The organism is Gemmatimonas phototrophica (assembly GCF_000695095.2).
Classification (GTDB): Bacteria; Gemmatimonadota; Gemmatimonadetes; order Gemmatimonadales; family Gemmatimonadaceae; genus Gemmatimonas; species Gemmatimonas phototrophica.
In genome coordinates this window covers 960774-977621 of the sequence record NZ_CP011454.1, presented here as the reverse complement: position 1 = coordinate 977621, position 16848 = coordinate 960774, and the positions used below count along the sequence as shown (strand labels likewise).

The following is a 16848-nucleotide window of genomic DNA, read 5'->3' as shown; positions in this document are numbered from 1 at the left end:
CCCGCTTCCCCATCGCAAACGCGGCCAGAACCGCATCGGCCTCACCACTCACCAGCAACGCATCCGGGCGCAGCGCCGTGACAATGGCGCGCAAGCTCATCCCCTGTCGGAACCACCCCTGCCCGGTCACGGTGCGCAGCGACATGCGGGGCCACGTGCGTTCAATCGCCGCTTCGGACGCACTGTGCGGGGCACAGGCAATGGCCACCACATCGCCGCGCGCAGAAAGACCGGCCGCCAGCGAGGCCATGAGCCGGGTACCGGCGTCCCACTGCGGGGTGGTGGCCACCACAAGCACACGCATGGCGCTACTCGGGGCGCGGGTCGAACTGCAGCGCATGCAGACGGGCGTAAGCCCCACCACTCGCCAGCAACGCCGCGTGCGTGCCTTCCTCCACCAATCGACCATCGTCCAGAACCAGAATGCGGTCGGCGTGCTGAATGGTGGCCAGCCGATGCGCAATCACGAACACGGTGCGCCCCTGCAGCAGGCGATCAATGGCCTCCTGCACCAGTCGCTCGCTCTCCACGTCCAGTGCCGACGTGGCCTCGTCGAGAATGAGAATGGGCGGGTCGGACACCAGCGCCCGCGCAATGGCCAGTCGCTGCCGCTGCCCGCCGGACAACCGGGTACCACGCTCGCCCAGGTTGGTATCCCACCCCTCCGGAAGCGCTTCAATGAAGCCCAGCGCGTTGGCCGCACTGGCGGCCGCATTCAGCTGTTCCTGCGTGGCATCTGGCGTGCCGAAGCCCACATTGGCCCGTACGGAATCGTTGAACAGCACGGTATCCTGACTCACGATGCCAGTAAGGGTGCGCAGCGCATCCAGCTTGATCTCGCGCAAATCCACGCCATCAAGCAGAATGCGCCCGCTGGTTGGGTCGATGAATCGCGGGAGCAAGTCCACCAGCGTGCTCTTGCCGGCCCCGCTGGCACCCACGAGCGCCACCACTTCGCCCTTGCGTGCGGTGAACGACACGTCGATGAGTGCCGCAGCGCCATCGGTGTACTGAAACCCGGTGTGCTCAAAGACGATGTCGCGGGTAAACGACGCCGTGGTGCGCGTTCCCCGGTCGGCCGCCGTCTCCGACGGCGAATCCAGAATTTCGAAGAGACGTTCGGCGCTGGCCAGCGACTGCTGTGCCGCCGCCGGCGTTTGCGACAGTTGCTTGAGCGGCTGCAACAGACGCATGACCTGCACCAGAAACACCAGCAGTTCGGCGCCGGTGAGCGTGCCTTCCACGAGCACCAATTGAGCGCCGTACCAGAGAATGGCGACCGCCGTGAACGTGCCCAGTGTTTCCGTGACCGGCCCGCTCAGCAGGGCCAGCCGCCCGACCTTTACGAAGCCACGCGCAAAGGCGTTGTTCTTGTCGGTGAATTTGCGCTCTTCGCGCCCTTCGGCCCGATACGATTTCACGAGCCGCACGCCGCTCACCACTTCCTGCACCAGGCTGGTCATTTCGCCCTGCTCATTGCCCAGCGTGCGGTACCCTTTGCGCAGTTTGCGCAGCACCGGCTGAATGGCGCCAATGGTGATGGGCGCAATGACCAGCGCGGCGAGCGACAGGCGCCACGACGTGGTGAACATGGCCACGAGGGTGGCAAGCACCTGGGCGCCACTCCACAGCGAGCGGGTCACCAGTTCCGTGACGACCGTTTTGGCGTTGCTCGTGTCGGTGAGCACGCGCGAAATGATCTGCCCCACCTTGTTGCGCGTGAACCACGGCAGCGGCAACCGCAGCAGATGCGCATAGACCGCCGTGCGCAGATCACGCACCACGAACTCCTGCAACTTGACGCCCACCTGCCCGGCGAACCACACCAGCGTGTTCTTGAGGGTGACGGCGCCAATAACGATGAGCATCACATTGCGCAGCGACCCCATGCGGTCCTGCTCATCAAGCAGAAAACCAATGGAGCTTTGCAGCAGCCGCCCAATCGTCCCCGTGGTGGGCAACAGCTGGTCCGACTTGAAGAACGCGTTGAAGAACGGCACCAGCAACGTGAAGGAAAACACGTCGGCAAAGGCGGCCAGTGCGTTCAGCAACACCACCAGAAAGAGCTTGCCCTTGTGCGGTCCCACAAAGCGCCAGAGCCGCCGCCAAAGCAACGTGCCCGGCGTCCGGACATTCCCGGTCTGTGCCATGGTCAGCGCTTGGGAGTGAGCAGCGACACCGGGAGAATGCACTCCTCAGGGGTCACACCACCGTGCAGGAACGAGCCTTTGTACCGTCCCTGATACTCGCGCAGCTTGGTGGGATACACAAAGAACGTGTCACCGGCCGCGATGAGTGAGTTGTTTCCCGGACCGCGATGCGGCAACCGCAAATCGTCGGGGTTGCTGAAGAGCAGCGCGTGCTCGCTCTTTTCGGAGCGAATATCTTCGCCAAACTTGTAGCGCAGGTTGGCGGTGGCGTCACGCTTGGCAAACACCGTGGCTGGCGTGTTGCAGTGCAGCGCGCCGTGGTCACTGGTCACGACCACCGAAATATTGCGGCGTGAGGCCTCGCGCAGCAGCGACAGCAGCGCCGACCGCTCAAACCACTGCTTGGTAAGTGCCCGCAGCGCAATCTCGTCGCGCGCCACTTCGTACAGAATCATGCTCTCCGACCGGCCATGCGTGAGCATGTCCACGAAATTGAAGACGAAGGCATGCACCCCTTCCCCGGCAATGGCCGCCGGCAAATGCCGCTCGAGATCGTCGGAATCGTTTGCGGTGGTCAACTTCTGGTAGCGCACCGTGGCCGCCACCTGCAGCTCGGCCAACTGCGCGACCAGCAGATCCTTTTCGTGCGCGTTGAGCGTTTCGTCGTCGCGCTCTCCCCACCAGTCGGGAAAGCGCGCGGCAATCTCCCCCGGAAACAGCCCGCTGAACAGCGCGTTGCGCGCGTAGGGCGTAGCCGTGGGCAGAATGGAGTAGTAGTGCGTGGTTTCCACCTCGAAGAGCGGCGCCAGCAACGGCTCCAGCACCCGCCACTGGTCGAGACGCAGGCAATCGATCACCACAAAAATCACCTTGCGATCGCGCTGCAGCACGGGCAGCACGAACTCCTGAAACACATCCACCGAGAGCGGCGGACGGTCGCCTTCCAGCTCGCGCAGCCAGCGCGGGTACTCCCGACGCATGTAGTCGGCAAAGGCGCGGTGCATGTCGGGATACAGCCCGCGCAGCGACTCGTGCAACCCCAGCTCCCCGGCTTCGGCCAGCTCCACATCCCACTGCATCAGCTCCGCGAACCGCTCAATCCAGCCGCGCCAGTCCAGATTGGCGTACCGTTCCTGCTCAATGGCCCGGAACCGCTCCACAAAGGCGCGTGCCATGGCCTGCGAGCGAATGAGCGGCCCATCGAGAATCTTGGTGATTACCGACAGCACCTGCCGCGGCGTGACGGGCTTTACGAGATAGTCGCGAATATTCGCGCCAATGGCCTCCTTGAGCGTCGCGTCTTCTTCGCTCTTGGTGACCATGACCACCGGCAACGTGGGCGACAGCTCCCGGATGTCCTTGTAGGCATCCAGCCCCCGCGTTCCGGGCATCTGTTCGTCCAGCAGCACCAGGTCGTAGCTGTGCCGCCGCAGCAACTCCAGCGCGTCGTCGGCGTTGGTGGCGGTCACCACCACATAGCCTTTATCGCCGAGCAGGAGCCGGTGGGGCTCGAGGAGCTCGGCCTCGTCGTCCACCCACAAGATGGTTTTTGCCGGTTGCGCCATATTCTGAAAAGATAAACGACGCCGCTACCGACAGTTGTGCGGCAGATCCACCGAACGGCGGGCCGACATGGTAGAATATCCCCTGTGCTGACCGAATCCCTGCCTTTCGCGCTGGAAACACTGCGTTTCCCCTTCCCCGCTCTGGCCGCCCTCGCGGGGCGGCTGCCGCTTGGTGGTGGCCGGGAGGTAGCCCTGGCCTCGTTGCTGGCCGCTCGCCTGGCGTTGAGCGTGAGTACCGGTGAGCCGCTGCCGCCGGCCGATCGGGCGTCACGGGCCGCTGCCGCCAAAGTGTGGCTGGCGTCGCTCGCGCTCCCGGCGACCACCCGTGTGCCCTTTGCACGCTGTGTGGAGTCCACCACCGGCACACCGCTCCAGGTGGCCGGCGCCCTGCGCAGCCTCGTGGCCGCCGCCGGCGCGCATCTCGACGGGCCATCCGTGCAGGAGCTTGAAAAGCTCGCCCGGCAGCTCGCCGGGACCTGATTCTCCCGCGACGCCGGTACGCCATGCCGCACGACCACGACATTTCGCCCCTCACCCGCATCGTGGCCCGCCTCGATCGCGCCGCCGCGGGGGAGGTCGATCTCGACCTCGTTCCCTCCAACTTCCCCTCACTCGACAAGGCGTTGGGGGGGGGATTCCGACGCGGCGACCTCGTCGTGCTTGGCGGCGACGACAGTGTAGGGTCGTCTGCGCTGGCCCTCGGCATCGCGTTACGCGGGGCGCAGCGGGCGTTGTTGCTCACCAGTGAAATGCAGCCCGACCGAGTATACGAACGGGCGCTGGCCACCTGCGCCAAGGTTTCTCTCGAGAATATCCGGCTGGGCGCGGTGACAGACGAAGAGCGCATTCGCCTGGCCACGGCAGCCGTCTCGCTGCGCGATCAGGTCCCTGTGGTGGAAACGTTCCTCCAGGGAGGGCTGAGCAACATTGAGCGGGCGGTGGAGGCGACGCCGGGCGCCGGTCTGGTGATTGTGGACACCCTTGAGGGCATACTGCATCGCGACCACGGGCAGGACGAAGCGCTGAGCTACGCCGTACTGGCCCTCAAGCGACTGGCGCTCAAGAACCATGTGGTGGTACTGCTCACCACACATCTGCCCGGCCTTGATCGCCACCGGCCAGACCGCCGTCCCCGTCTCACGGATTTCGGGCTGGGCGGCACCGTGGGCGCGCAGGCCGACCTGGTGCTCGGGCTCTACCGGGAAGAAATGTACGACTTCGACCACGGCGTCTCCGGAGCGGCCGAGCTGCTCATTCTCAAGAACCGGGACGGCGCCAAAGGCTACGTGGACCTGTACTTCGACGCGCGATTTGGGCGATTTGAAGACGTAGCGGAGTGAGACGTCTGCGTAACAGCGTTATGGGTTATGGGTTACCGGGTTACCGGGTTCACGCGGTAACCGCAGTTCCCGCAGTTACTCGGTGACCCGCTAACCCGTAACCCATGACGCTTTTACGCGTGTCCACTACTGCAGTTGGGCCGCCGGCGTGGGTATTTTCCCTCCAAACCATACTGAGGGCGGGCTGTGGCTGGTCATAGTAAGTGGAAGACGATCAAGCGCGCGAAAGCGGCCACCGACAAGAAGCGGGGCTCGCTGTTCACGCGTCTCATTCGCGAAATCACCATGGCCGCCAAGCTCGGTGGCGGTGATCCTGGCGGCAACCCGCGCCTGCGCACCGCCATCGACAATGCCAAGGCCGTGTCGATGCCGAAGGACAACATCGAGCGCGGCATCAAGAAGGGTACCGGCGAACTGGAAGGCGCCGAGTATACCGAAGTGCTGTACGAAGCGTACGGACCGGGCGGGGTGGCCATCATGATTGCCGCCGTGACCGACAATCCCACGCGTACCGTCGCCGACGTGCGCCACAAGCTGTCGCGGAACCACGGCAACATGGGCACCAGCAACTCGGTGGCGTTCATGTTTGACCGCAAGGGACAGATGTCGGTGTCCGCCGAGGGCGTGAACGAAGACGTGCTCATCGAAGCGGCGCTGGAAGCGGGCGCCGATGATGTGGTGCGCGAGGACGATCAGTTCACCATCACTACCGAGCCGGCGGCACTGCACGCGGTGAAGGAAGGGCTGGAGTCGAAGAAGTACAAGGTGGAAGACGCGGAACTCGCCTGGGTGCCCAAGAACACCGTGAAGGTGGAAGGCGAGAACGCCGCCAACCTGCTCAAGCTGCTGGAAGCGCTCGAAGAGCTCGACGACGTACAGAAAGTCGATGCCAACTTCGAGATGGACGAAAGCGCGATGGCCGAAGACTGATGCCGACTGGGCGGCTCACGAGGCTCGCGTGAAACTCGTGCTCGGGATTGACCCGGGCACAGCGGTTACCGGCTTTGGCGTGGTTGCCCTGGAGGGACGTGCCCCCACACTCGTGGAGTGTGGGGTGATTCGCACCAATGCCCGCGATCCGCTGGCGCAGCGCCTGCACGAGGTGCACGCGGGCGTGAGCGAGCTGATTGCCCGCCACCGTCCCGATACCATTGCGATCGAGGATGTGTTCTACGCCAAGAACGTGCGCACCACGGTGGTGCTTGGGCATGCCCGAGGTGTCATTCTCCTGGCGGGTCAGCAGGCCAGGCTCACCATTCACGAGTACCCGCCGGCGGAAATCAAGAAAGCGATTACCGGCCGGGGGGCGGCCACCAAGGAACAGGTGCAGTTCATGGTCACGCGGTTGCTGCGCCTCAAGAGTGCACCGCAGCCCGCCGATGCCGCGGACGGGGTGGCGGCCGCGCTCTGCGCCTGCATGACAGCCACCCTTCCCAAACTGCCCGAACTGAAGCTCAGCACGCTGCTCGCCAAGGCAGCACAGGAGAAGCGCAAATGATTTCGCAGGTCCAGGGCACGCTCATTACCCGCGAACTCGATCGCGTGGAAGTCATGACGGCAGGCGGGCTCGCCTACGAATGCCTCATTCCGTTGTCGGTCTACGAGGCACTCCCGGCACTTGGCCAGAAGGTGACGCTGTTCACGCACCTCGCCGTGCGTGAGGACGCTTGGCAGCTGTTCGGCTTTTCGCACGCGTATGAACGCGCGGTCTTTCAGAAGCTGCTGGTGGCCAAAGGCGTGGGCCCCTCGCTGGCGCTGGGCATTCTCTCGGCGCTCACCCCCGAGCGCGTCGTACGTGCCCTGCGCGAGAAAGACATCACGACGCTCATGCGCGTCCCTCGCGTGGGGCGCAAGAAGGCCGAGCAGATCATTCTCGACCTGGCCGACAAGGTGGACAGCGTGGGCAGCGGGCCCACGGCCACTGGCGCGCCCTCAAGTCCCGTCGCCGATGACGCCATGCGTGCCCTGATGGCGCTGGGCTATAACCAGGCCGATGCGGATCGCGCCGTGCGGGCCGTGCTGGAAACTGGCGGCGCTGCCGATGTCAGCGTAGTCGTACGCGGTGCGCTGGGGAAATTGACGGGGCGGTAGGACGTTGGAACTGACAACTGAGAACTCGAACTGAAAACTGAAAACTCGAACTGGCAACTGAGAACGTCTGGCGGACTGCCGGGAGTTTTCAGTCATCAGTAGGAGTCGTCAGTTGTCAGTGCAAGTCATGAGTTTCCAGTTTTTCTTCTTGCTACCGTCGATACCCCGTCGATTCGCGCAGCGGCTTGCCGCAGCTGGGGATCGTGATGGGCTGGCCGTTGGGGCCATTCGGCAGCGGGCTCATGAGCGTACGCGAGCTGGGCTGCGGATCTTCGCTGGCGAGATACGCGAACATGGCCGTGAGCGTCGCGTTGTGCTTGAGGTCATCCTGCATGACCTTGTCGAACGAATCACGGTTGGTGTGCCACGTGCTGTTGCTGTAATCCCACGACAGCGCACCAAGGCTGGCGGCCGGCGCACCGTAGCACAGGAACGACGCGTGGTCGCTGCCGCCGCCAATGCCGCTGGGACCGCTGAGTCGGATGTACTGCGTAAGCTGGCTGGGCATCTGCCCCATGTACTGCGCCAACCGCGGGCCATTCTCCGGGAGAATACTGGGCCCGGTGCTCACAATGCGGCCGGTGCCGTTGTCCTGATTGAAGAGAAACTGCAATCCCTTCACCACCTCGGGGTGGTCGGCCGCGAAGGCGCCGGAGCCGTTGAGCCCCTGCTCTTCACCACTCCAGTGGCCCACCACAATCGTGCGGCTCGGGTTGGGCAGTACCGTCTTGAGAATGCGCAGCGCTTCCAGCATGGTCACCGTACCGGTGGCGTTGTCGGTCGCCCCGCTGTGCCCTTCCCAGCTGTCAAAGTGTGCCGACAACACCACGTACTCGTTGGGCTTTGATGAGCCCTTGATCTCGGCGATCACGTTGAACACCGGCTGCTCACCCAGATGCTCGTTCTCCGCCATCAGCTTGACCTTGGGGCCCTGCGCATTTTGCGCGAGGCGGAAGAGCATGCCGTAGTCTTCGCAGCCAACATCGAAGGTGGGTAACGCACTGTTGCGCGGCGAACCGAAAATTTTGTCCACGCCGGGAAAACTGGACCAGTTGGACTCGAAGACGGCCACCGCCCCCGCCGCCTTGAGATCGGCGTAGAAGGTGGGCACGCGCTGCGTAAGTCCCTGATAGGTGGCCGTGAGGTCACGCTGTGCCGAATCGAGCGCCGCTGCCGACGCCGGGGTGGCGAACTCCGCCACCTGGCTGGGCATCCGGCACGTGAGGCGCGGCGCACTCGCCAACACCACCTTGCCCTTCACGCTCGGCAACCACGCCTTGAACTCGTCGGGTGACGCATACGGCTTGAGGGTCACCACATCGCCGTCCACCCACTTGCCGGCGGTATTGCCGCTCCACGACAACATGGTGGCTTCCAGCGGCTTCACCCGGGGCGCCGTGAGCTGCGCAAAGGCCACCCCTCGCTTCCACGAATTCCAGGTGCCGTAGCGTTCCTTCCGCGCGGACACGCCCAGTTGCTTGTACGTGGCCAGCAGCCAGTCCTGGCCACGCGTCATGTTGGGCGACCCGGTGAGGCGCGGCCCCACTGAATCAAGCAGTGCCTGCGCATAGGCCGCCGCCTTGGAGCGCTGCATACCCTCTTCCCACAGCTTCAGAATATTCGCGTCGGTGGGTGCGGTGGTGCGCACATAGTCGGGCGCCGGCGAAACGGGTAGCGCCTGCGGGTTGGGTGCCACAGGCGCCGGCCCGCGACCACCGGGGCGCTGAGCGTGCGCGGTGGTTGCGGCGAGTAGGGAGAGGGTGAGGAGGGCGAGGCGATGCATGGGCGATTCGAGGGAAGGAGGAAACTCAAGACTGAAAACTTCAACTGACAACTGACAACTCCAACTGAAAACTGACTACTTCTTCGGGCGCGGACGTTTTCAGTGTACAGTTCAAGTTTTCAGTTGTCAGTTCGAGTTTTCAGTCATCAGTTGTACAGTGCAACGGTGGTTCGGGAACTTCGGTCCTACGCCCGCGGCGACAATCCATCCACCAGACTGGTTCTGTACGCCTTCCACGCGGGCACGAAACCAATGAGCATGCCGGCAATCATCACCATGGCGAGGTAGCCGTACTCGGTTTCCCCCAACGCGCGCAGCGCGAGGTGAATGCCGAACCGTTGCTCGATGGGTGACTGCCCGAGGGCGAGCCCCGCGTACACAATGGCTACGCCAATGACGCAGCCGAGGAACGCCAGCATGGTGCTTTCGAGGACGAGCAACGCGAGAATGGTACGCGGCCCGGCACCAATGGCCCGCAGAATGGCCATCTCCCGACGTCGGGCTTCCAGCGATGAGTACAGCGCCACCAGCATGCCTGTGATGCTGATGAGCACCGCGAACATGGCAATAACGCGCAGCCCCACTTCGGCGCTGCCGATGTTCTGCCACAGTTCGCCCAGCGCGACGCCGGGAATGATGGCGGTGAGCGGCTCCGCAAGATCGGTGTTCATCTCACGCTGCAGCATCAGTGCTTCAAAGCGATTTTTGGTCCCGACGAAGAACGACGTGATCTGGTCGTCGCCGTGATCGTGTTCCGCCTCGGCCGTGTCGGTCGTATCCGTCTTCGAAACGCTCGTAACTGCCGCCGCTACAGCTTTCGCCTTGGCCGCCTCGCGCGCCTTTTCCGCCGCCGCGTTCACCTGCTCCATGACTTGCGGTGGCGGCTCGGCCCCCGGCATGACCAGCGTGGCGCCCGGCGGCGGCGATGCACCGGGCATGACCGTTGGTGTTCCCGGCGGTGGCGACGCCCCGGGCATCACCATGGGCGTTCCCGGCGGTGGTTCCGCGCCCGGCATCGCCATGGGCACCCCCGCCGGTGGCGTGGTGGGAATAGCCGCCGCCCGCCGTTTGTTCGCCGCAATCACCGCCTGCTTCCTGCTCCCTGCATCCTGCTCCCTGCTTCCTGTTTTAACCGGCATCGGAGGAGCTGCTGATGGCGCAGCCGCGAACTCCCCCTCTTCGTGCATCGCCTCAATGCCTTCCAGCGTCACATACACGCTGCGATCAATGGGCGTGAACGTACGCGCCAGCACCCCCACGACACGAAACGGATGCGCCTCATGATTGCTGGTGCCGATGTCGCGCAGCCCGTGTGTGACCACCACTGGGGTGCCCACTGTGTAGTTGAGGCGCTCCGCCACCTCGCTGCCTACCACCACATCACTGTCGGCCTGCGCTACGCCCCCGGCAGCGAACGTAATCCGGCCGTCTTTGCGAAATCGATACCGCTCGTAGAACTCCGTGCTCGTGCCCACCACGCGAAAGCCGCGGTGGCTGTCGCCCAGCGAATACGGTACCACCCACTTTACCGCCGGATGCTGCTGCCACCGCTCCATGGTACGCAGCTGCACCGAACCGGACGGACTGCCAATGCCGAACACGCTGCTCAGCAACACCTGCAGCGTGCCCCCACGCGCGCCGACAATGAGATCCACGCCACGAATGGTGCCGGCAAAGCTGTCGCGCACTCCCGCGCGCACCGTTTCAATACCCACCAGCAGCGTGACCGACAGCGCAATGCTCGCTACCGTGAGGGCCGTGGTCAGCTTGCGGCTGCGCAGTGAGGCCAGTGCCAGTCGAAGAATGAGCATCAGGGCGTCCCCCCGGCGGTTGGCACCGCAGAGGTGGCCGTATTGACCCGATGCACCTGCGCGGCGGCATTGATCTCACCCAGCTCCACAATGCGCGAAAACAGTGGCATGAGCGTGTGGTCATGACTGACAAAGACCAGCGTCGCGCTGGCGTTCGCGCACGACTTGAAGAGCAATTCGAGAAACTGTTCACGCCGGTCGGTATCGAGCGCGCTGGTGGGCTCGTCGGCAATCACCACTTCGGGACTGCCAATCAACGCCCGCGCCGCCGCCACGCGCTGCTGCTGTCCTACACTCAACTCGCCAATTGGCGTATCGAGATAGCGGGCGATGTCCAGTTGACTGGCCACATCGCGCACCGCCTCATCAAACGACCGCCCGCCGAGCCGCGCCCGCCGGGCCGCTTCGAGGCGAATGGGGAGCAGAATATTCTCCCGCATGGAGAGGTACGGGATGAGGTTGAACATCTGGAAGACGTAGCCCAGATGCCGCGCCCGGAACGCATCGCGGGCACCGCTGGACATGGTGCTGAAGTCCTGTCCAAGCACCTTCACCTGCCCTGCCGTCGCTTGCAGGACCCCCGCAAGAAGGCCGAGCAGCGTGGTCTTGCCACTGCCGCTCGGCCCGTGCAGAAACACCGTCTCGCCGCGGGCAATCGACAAGTGATCGATTGCCAGTACATCCTGGCCAGTCCGGTAGGCGAATCGGAGCTTCGACAGTTCGACGGCCGGAGCCGTCGATGCCGGAGTCGTCATGCGAAGGGAATGCGAAAGGGAATACGCCGTGCGGCGCGACCTACTTGGAGGAGTACGGCTCGACCTTGAGACCTTCGAGCGTATACCCCACCGTACCGTACGGGCTTTCCACGGAGGCAATCTTGAGCGTGCCTGACATCCACACCGCGTCGAACAGGTTGAGCTTGATGGCTTTCTTGCCAGTCATCTCCACCATCACGATTTGGTTCGGGGGCGGGGGCGGGGTGTGCACGCAGGCGCCGTAGTACGGAACCAGCAGGAACTCTGCGCCCTCTTCCTGAAAGTCGTCGAGCGGCACCACAAAGCCCGGAATGCGCACCTGCTTGCCTTCCAGCTTCTTGAGCGTATCGGTGGCCTTGCCGTTGGTGTAATCGAGCCCGGCCAGCACGCGCCAGTCGATGTTCACCGGCTGCTGGGCATCGGCCCCCGTGAGCAGCGCCGACGGACGATCTGTGGCCTTGGCCGGCGTGGTCACGGCCAGTTTGGCCTTGGGCAGGGGTTTGCCAGGCAGCGTAAATGCCGAGCCAACGACCACCAGGGCAGCCAGGCCGGCAACGGAAAGCAGCGAATGGGTACGACGCGTCATAGGCGGTCTCGAATGGGACGTGATACTGAAAGATACGCGGATTGGGGCCGAATGTTGCCTTGGCGACTCAGAAAGCCCCTTTCGGTATATTTCCGGCCATGAGCCGCGCGGAAATCACCACCCCTGAGGCCCTCTCCGAGGAGGGGCTTGTTGAGCTGTCGCTGCGCCCCCAGCGGCTGGCGGAGTTCATTGGACAGAAAAAGGTCAAGGAAAGCCTTGGTATTGCCATCGACGCCGCCAAGGCACGCCGGGAGCCGCTTGATCACATCCTGTTTTTTGGTCCGCCCGGACTCGGCAAGACCACACTGGCCGATCTGATTGCCCGCGAATTGGGGGTGAATCTCACCACCACGTCCGGCCCGGCGCTGGAAAAGCCGGGCGACCTGGTCGGGCCGCTCACGAACCTGCGCGAAGGCGATGTGCTGTTCATCGATGAAATCCACCGCCTGCGCCCGGTAATCGAGGAGTTCCTCTATCCGGCCATGGAGGATTACAAGATCGATATCCGCCTGTCTGAAGGGCCGAAGGCGCAGACGGTCACCATGAACATCGAGAAGTTCACGCTGGTGGGCGCCACGACCCGGCTGGGGATGCTGACCGCGCCCATGCGGGCCCGTTTTGGGCTGGTGCACCAGCTGGCGTTCTATCCGGTCGAAGAACTCGAAGTCATTGTGCGGCGTACCGGTGATGTGTTGCGGGTGGAAATGGATGCGGCCGGCGCCCACGAAATTGCCAAGCGCTCTCGCGGCACGCCTCGCGTGGCCAACCGCCTGTTGCGGCGCGTGCGCGATTACGCCCAGGTCCGGGCCAACGGCATCATCACGCTCGACGTAGCACAGGCAGCCCTGTCGCTCCTCGACGTGGATCATTTCGGACTGGACGATATGGACTCGCGTCTCCTGCGAGCCATCATCGAAAAGTTTGACGGTGGCCCCGTTGGCCTCGGCACCATTGCCGCGGCAATCGGCGAAGATGCCGGGACCATCGAAGAGGTGTATGAGCCGTTTCTGGTGCAGCACGGATTTCTGCAACGCACGCCGCGGGGACGAGTCGCCACGGCGCATGCGTATCGTCACCTGGGATTCGTCCCACCCATTGGCAGCGCCGAACAACCCGGCCTATTTTGACCACGGCGCGCCGAACTCGGCGCGAGTGCCAGGCCTTCAATGATTTTCGGTGATATGCTGACTCTTGCCCGCCGTCGTGCGCGACTTGCCGTGGTATCGCTGGTCGCGCTCGTCGTCCCCGCGCTCCTCTCCGCGCAAGCCGCCATCGAATTGGTGGCCCCCTACGGTGCCGCCGCTGGTACTCCTGCTGCGCGCGCCGACTCCATTGCCAGTATGGGTGATACCACGCGGGCGCTGGCGCTGCTCGACAGCGCGGTGCGAAAGAACCCGCGCGATGCCGTCTCCTGGTATTACCAGGGCATGTACCTCTGGGCGCAAACAGGGCTCAGGATGCGCCCCAACGTATTCCCCTCGCAGAAGATGGTGCGCATGGTGGCGGCGGCCGACAGTTCGTTGCGGCTGGCCGTGAACTTCGCGCCCGACAGTGCCCGCTATCATGTAAGTCTTGGCCGTTTCACGCTCAAATCGGGCTACGCCATGGCCCGGGCGGCGGGACGACTGCAGGCCAACGATGGCATCGATGCCGCCAAGCGCGTTGGGGATATGGCTACGCTGGCCGTGGCGTCGGATATCGCCGGCATGTTCGCCTGGCGCAGTTACGAGTCCATCGGCAATCGTGGTCTTGCCGCTGATGGCCGCCGTGTGCAACTGAGCGGGAACGACAATTTCATGCGCAAGGATGCTGGCGATGTGGTGTCCAGCTTTCTCAAGAAGATCGAGCCGCCTACCGGCACCGAGTCGTACGACAGCGCACTCAATCATTTCCGCACCGCCGTGGGCGCCGATTCCACCAACCTGCGCTTCAGTCGTCATTTGTACATGACGCTCGCGGCCAAGGATCGGTGGGAAGAGCTACTTAGCGTCGCGTCGCGCCGCAGCGCGCAATTTCCGGTGGATTATCAGGCGCGGCTGGCGCGCGGACTCGCGCTGCACCGGCTCCGTCGCTTTGCCGACGCCAAGGCCGCATTTGACTCGGCGCTCGTGCTCATGGACGACGCCGAGGCCGAGCGCCTTACGCGCTTCACTCGGCTGTTGCGCCCCAAGTCGATGGACAAGCGAACGCCCACCACCGACTCGGCGCAGTTCGCGTCGTTGCCCGCTGAGCAGCAGCGTGGCCTCGAAGCCATGTACTGGCTCATGAACGACCCGCTTACGCTCACGGCAGAGAACGAGCTGAGGCTGGAATTTCTGGCGCGCGTGACCTACGCCGACTTCCGCTGGACGGATGAGGAGATGGAGTTGCGGGGAGCCGACACCGACCGGGGTGATATTTATGTGCGCTACGGTCCCCCCAAAGTGGAGATCACGTCCGCCGGCAACACATGGACGTCGAGTGAGTTTGCGGCAAACGCCACACTCATCTGGGAGTACCCGACCGCAGTGTTCTTTTTTGATCTGGTGCCGTCGTTCAATACGGCCAGGATCGCGCGCAACGATCAGGATTACGTGAACCGCGTGCGCGACGCGTTGCCCGCGACGTTCGACAACATCGCCACCACGAACATGCTCGACACCATACCAGTTCGCGTGGCGCGCTTCCGGGCCGGTGGCGATTCACTCGATGCGGTCGTGGCGGCACGTGTTCCTCTGGATTCACTGGTCCGCAACACCCCGCTGGACCGGGTACCGGTGGATTTCGACTTCCGCATTTTCGACCAGTTCGTGCGCGTTCAGGGGATGGAATCCACGCAGGGGTCGTATGCCCCCGATTCGCTGACCGAACGGGAGCGGCGCACATGGACGCGCCGATTGGGCCCGGGGATCAATGTGGTACGCGTGGAAGCGCTGCAGGCCGATACGCGTCGCGCGGCCCGTGGCACCGTGCGTCTCAACCCTGTGGCCACGACTGGCTTTGCCATGAGCGATGTGCTGCTGGGCTCCAAGCCGGCGTTGGCCGACGGCAAGAACGCCGCGGGCAGCTGGAAGGATGTCGTGACCACGCCGAGCGTTGGGGCCTTCGACAAGGGGTCGTCGGTCGGCCTCGTGTGGGAGCTGTACGAGTTGACCGCCAAGCAGGGGAATGGCCGCTACCGGGTGGCCATTTCGGTGGAACGAACCGAGCGCGGTGGCCCGCTGGGCTTTGGTGTGCGGGTGTTGGATGGACTGGGCAAGGCCGTTGGTCGCCCCCAGCAGTCGCGAGACAAGTTCACCATCAGCTTCGACCGCACCGCGGCCGCGTCGCCAACGCTGGTGGACTATCTCTCGCTGGATATGAGCGAAGCCCCGAGCGGCCGTTACAAGCTGCGTGTGGAAATATCGGACCTGGGGTCCGGGAAACGCGTTTCGCGGGATACGGAGTTTTCCATTCGTTAATGTCCCGGGAGGGACGGAAACACATCCGGGCGGGACGAAAACGAGCCGAGCCGTTGCGCGGCGGAGCCGTTTCGATTGTCTTTCGCAGCTTCTATGACCCTCCCGTCCGATTCCGTGGGCGTTTCGCCACCGAAAGGTGCCCGTACGTCCGACTATGACTACGAGCTTCCCGAAGCTCGCATTGCCCAGCGGCCCGTTGAGCCGCGCGATGCGAGCCGGTTGCTCGTGGTCGATCGTACCACGGGAGGGGTGTCGCATCGCACGTTCCGCGACGTGCTGGGGCTGATTCCCGAGGGGGACGCGATTGTCCTGAACACGACCAAAGTGTTCCGCGCGCGCCTGCTGGGGCATCGTGAGAGTGGTGGACCGGCCGAAATTCTGTTGCTGCGTCCGGCCGAGGGCCACGCCGACGGAGTGCACTTTGAAGCCATGATTCATCCGGGCGGCAAACTGCGCCCGGGGCGCGTGGTCACCATCGCCGATGGCTTCAAAGTGGAAATCGTGGATACCACGCCGCGTCGCACGCGCATCGTGAAGCTCCACACCGATGGGGATCCGCTCGCCGCCATTGAGACGCATGGCCACGTACCGTTGCCGCCGTACATTGAGCGGGCGGACGAAGCGGGCGACGTGAATCGGTATCAGACGGTGTATGCCCGGGAAGCCGGATCCGTGGCAGCGCCGACCGCCGGGCTGCACTTCACCGACGACCTGCTGGCGCAGATGCAGGCCAAGGGCGTGGAACGCGTGAATGTGCTGCTGCATGTGGGCGCGGGCACCTTTCGCCCGGTCAGCGACGAGGACCCGTCGCAGCACCTCATGCACGACGAATGGTGTGAGGTGACCCCAGAGGCCGCCGACCGCCTGAATGCCGTACGGGCCCGCGGCAACAAGATCTGGGTGGTGGGCACCACCGGCGTGCGCACCCTCGAGACGGCCACCGATGCGCATGGGATCGTGCAGCCATACACCGGCGACACGAACATCTTTTTGCGCCCGCCCTACCAGTTCCGCGGCGTTGACCATCTCATCACCAACTTTCACCTGCCCAAGTCCACGCTGGTCATGCTCGTCGCGGCCTTTGCCGGCTACGAGCAGACCATGCATGCGTACCGGGTGGCGGTGGAGAACGAGTATCGGTTCTACTCGTACGGTGATGCGATGTGCATCATCTGACGTGTGGGGTGTACCACGGGCCCCGTTGAACTGCATTACGAGGACTGCTTCGATGTCGCGGACAGGGCGTCCAAACGAGGACTGGTTCCGGCATGAGTCAGGCGGCGTACTGCTGCGGCCAGTGTGTTCAATCTTTAAAAATGTTGAACTG

14 protein-coding genes are annotated in these 16848 nt (G+C 64.0%); 8 read left to right on the top strand and 6 right to left on the bottom strand.

Going from position 1 to position 16848, the window contains the following annotated elements; translation table 11 throughout:
• Window positions 1-308 precede the first annotated feature (308 nt).
• Window positions 309-2150, bottom strand: coding sequence for an ABC transporter ATP-binding protein (locus GEMMAAP_RS04070; RefSeq protein WP_053334282.1), 1842 nt, complete (start codon window positions 2148-2150; stop codon window positions 309-311).
• Between the two features lie 2 nt (window positions 2151-2152).
• A complete protein-coding gene (gene porX / locus GEMMAAP_RS04065; RefSeq protein WP_026850139.1) occupies window positions 2153-3715 on the bottom strand; it encodes a T9SS response regulator signal transducer PorX in 1563 nt (520 codons plus the stop codon).
• A gap of 84 nt (window positions 3716-3799) precedes the next feature.
• On the opposite strand from porX, the gene GEMMAAP_RS04060 reads away from it, so the two are divergent.
• The 5 genes from GEMMAAP_RS04060 (at window position 3800) to ruvA (ending at window position 7146) form a co-directional block, all read left to right on the top strand.
• Window positions 3800-4195 (top strand): hypothetical protein, encoded by a 396-nt coding sequence (locus GEMMAAP_RS04060; protein ID WP_026850140.1) that lies wholly within the window; start codon window positions 3800-3802, stop codon window positions 4193-4195.
• A gap of 23 nt (window positions 4196-4218) precedes the next feature.
• Window positions 4219-5055, top strand: a complete 837-nt coding sequence (locus GEMMAAP_RS04055; RefSeq protein ID WP_026850141.1) for a DnaB-like helicase C-terminal domain-containing protein — start codon at window positions 4219-4221, stop codon at window positions 5053-5055.
• Between the two features lie 186 nt (window positions 5056-5241).
• Window positions 5242-5985 (top strand): YebC/PmpR family DNA-binding transcriptional regulator, encoded by a 744-nt coding sequence (locus tag GEMMAAP_RS04050; RefSeq protein WP_026850142.1) that lies wholly within the window; start codon window positions 5242-5244, stop codon window positions 5983-5985.
• Window positions 5986-6013: 28 nt separating this feature from the next.
• The gene (gene ruvC, locus GEMMAAP_RS04045; protein WP_238588179.1) at window positions 6014-6553 is read left to right on the top strand and encodes a crossover junction endodeoxyribonuclease RuvC; all 540 of its coding nucleotides are present in this window, start codon (window positions 6014-6016) and stop codon (window positions 6551-6553) included.
• Window positions 6550-7146: a Holliday junction branch migration protein RuvA gene (gene ruvA, locus GEMMAAP_RS04040; protein ID WP_026850143.1), complete on the top strand. Its 597-nt coding sequence runs from the start codon at window positions 6550-6552 to the stop codon at window positions 7144-7146. The genes ruvC and ruvA overlap by 4 nt, the downstream gene beginning before the upstream one ends.
• 151 nt (window positions 7147-7297) lie before the next feature.
• On the opposite strand, the gene GEMMAAP_RS04035 is transcribed toward ruvA, so the two are convergent.
• From GEMMAAP_RS04035 to GEMMAAP_RS04020, 4 genes are all read right to left on the bottom strand, one after another.
• Window positions 7298-8929 carry a M20/M25/M40 family metallo-hydrolase gene (locus tag GEMMAAP_RS04035; protein ID WP_026850144.1) on the bottom strand — a complete coding sequence of 544 codons (1632 nt, stop codon included), beginning with the start codon at window positions 8927-8929 and terminating at the stop codon, window positions 7298-7300.
• Between the two features lie 185 nt (window positions 8930-9114).
• Window positions 9115-10740 carry an ABC transporter permease gene (locus GEMMAAP_RS04030; RefSeq protein ID WP_026850145.1) on the bottom strand — a complete coding sequence of 542 codons (1626 nt, stop codon included), beginning with the start codon at window positions 10738-10740 and terminating at the stop codon, window positions 9115-9117.
• On the bottom strand, window positions 10740-11495 hold the full coding sequence (locus GEMMAAP_RS04025) for an ABC transporter ATP-binding protein (RefSeq protein WP_053334283.1): 756 nt from the start codon (window positions 11493-11495) through the stop codon (window positions 10740-10742). The genes GEMMAAP_RS04030 and GEMMAAP_RS04025 overlap by 1 nt, the downstream gene beginning before the upstream one ends.
• A gap of 40 nt (window positions 11496-11535) precedes the next feature.
• Entirely contained in the window at window positions 11536-12081 is a 546-nt protein-coding gene (locus tag GEMMAAP_RS04020; protein WP_053334284.1) for a DUF3299 domain-containing protein, read from the bottom strand.
• 98 nt (window positions 12082-12179) lie between these two features.
• On the opposite strand from GEMMAAP_RS04020, the gene ruvB reads away from it, so the two are divergent.
• The 3 genes from ruvB (at window position 12180) to queA (ending at window position 16697) form a co-directional block, all read left to right on the top strand.
• Window positions 12180-13208 carry a Holliday junction branch migration DNA helicase RuvB gene (gene ruvB, locus GEMMAAP_RS04015; RefSeq protein ID WP_026850146.1) on the top strand — a complete coding sequence of 343 codons (1029 nt, stop codon included), beginning with the start codon at window positions 12180-12182 and terminating at the stop codon, window positions 13206-13208.
• 54 nt (window positions 13209-13262) lie between these two features.
• The gene (locus tag GEMMAAP_RS04010; protein ID WP_026850147.1) at window positions 13263-15521 is read left to right on the top strand and encodes a GWxTD domain-containing protein; all 2259 of its coding nucleotides are present in this window, start codon (window positions 13263-13265) and stop codon (window positions 15519-15521) included.
• A 93-nt stretch (window positions 15522-15614) separates the two neighbouring features.
• On the top strand, window positions 15615-16697 hold the full coding sequence (queA, locus tag GEMMAAP_RS04005; protein ID WP_053334285.1) for a tRNA preQ1(34) S-adenosylmethionine ribosyltransferase-isomerase QueA: 1083 nt from the start codon (window positions 15615-15617) through the stop codon (window positions 16695-16697).
• Window positions 16698-16848 lie beyond the last annotated feature (151 nt).

Bases quoted from the DNA above. Each gene is read 5' to 3' on its own strand.
- GEMMAAP_RS04070 (WP_053334282.1), bottom strand. From the start codon at position 2,150: ATGGCACAGACCGGGAATGTCCGGACGCCGGGCACGTTGCTTTGGCGG.
- porX (WP_026850139.1), bottom strand. From the start codon at position 3,715: ATGGCGCAACCGGCAAAAACCATCTTGTGGGTGGACGACGAGGCCGAG.
- GEMMAAP_RS04055 (WP_026850141.1), top strand. From the start codon at position 4,219: ATGCCGCACGACCACGACATTTCGCCCCTCACCCGCATCGTGGCCCGC.
- ruvA (WP_026850143.1), top strand. From the start codon at position 6,550: ATGATTTCGCAGGTCCAGGGCACGCTCATTACCCGCGAACTCGATCGC.
- GEMMAAP_RS04035 (WP_026850144.1), bottom strand. From the start codon at position 8,929: ATGCATCGCCTCGCCCTCCTCACCCTCTCCCTACTCGCCGCAACCACC.
- GEMMAAP_RS04030 (WP_026850145.1), bottom strand. From the start codon at position 10,740: ATGCTCATTCTTCGACTGGCACTGGCCTCACTGCGCAGCCGCAAGCTG.
- GEMMAAP_RS04025 (WP_053334283.1), bottom strand. From the start codon at position 11,495: ATGACGACTCCGGCATCGACGGCTCCGGCCGTCGAACTGTCGAAGCTC.
- GEMMAAP_RS04020 (WP_053334284.1), bottom strand. From the start codon at position 12,081: ATGACGCGTCGTACCCATTCGCTGCTTTCCGTTGCCGGCCTGGCTGCC.
- ruvB (WP_026850146.1), top strand. From the start codon at position 12,180: ATGAGCCGCGCGGAAATCACCACCCCTGAGGCCCTCTCCGAGGAGGGG.
- GEMMAAP_RS04010 (WP_026850147.1), top strand. From the start codon at position 13,263: ATGCTGACTCTTGCCCGCCGTCGTGCGCGACTTGCCGTGGTATCGCTG.
- queA (WP_053334285.1), top strand. From the start codon at position 15,615: ATGACCCTCCCGTCCGATTCCGTGGGCGTTTCGCCACCGAAAGGTGCC.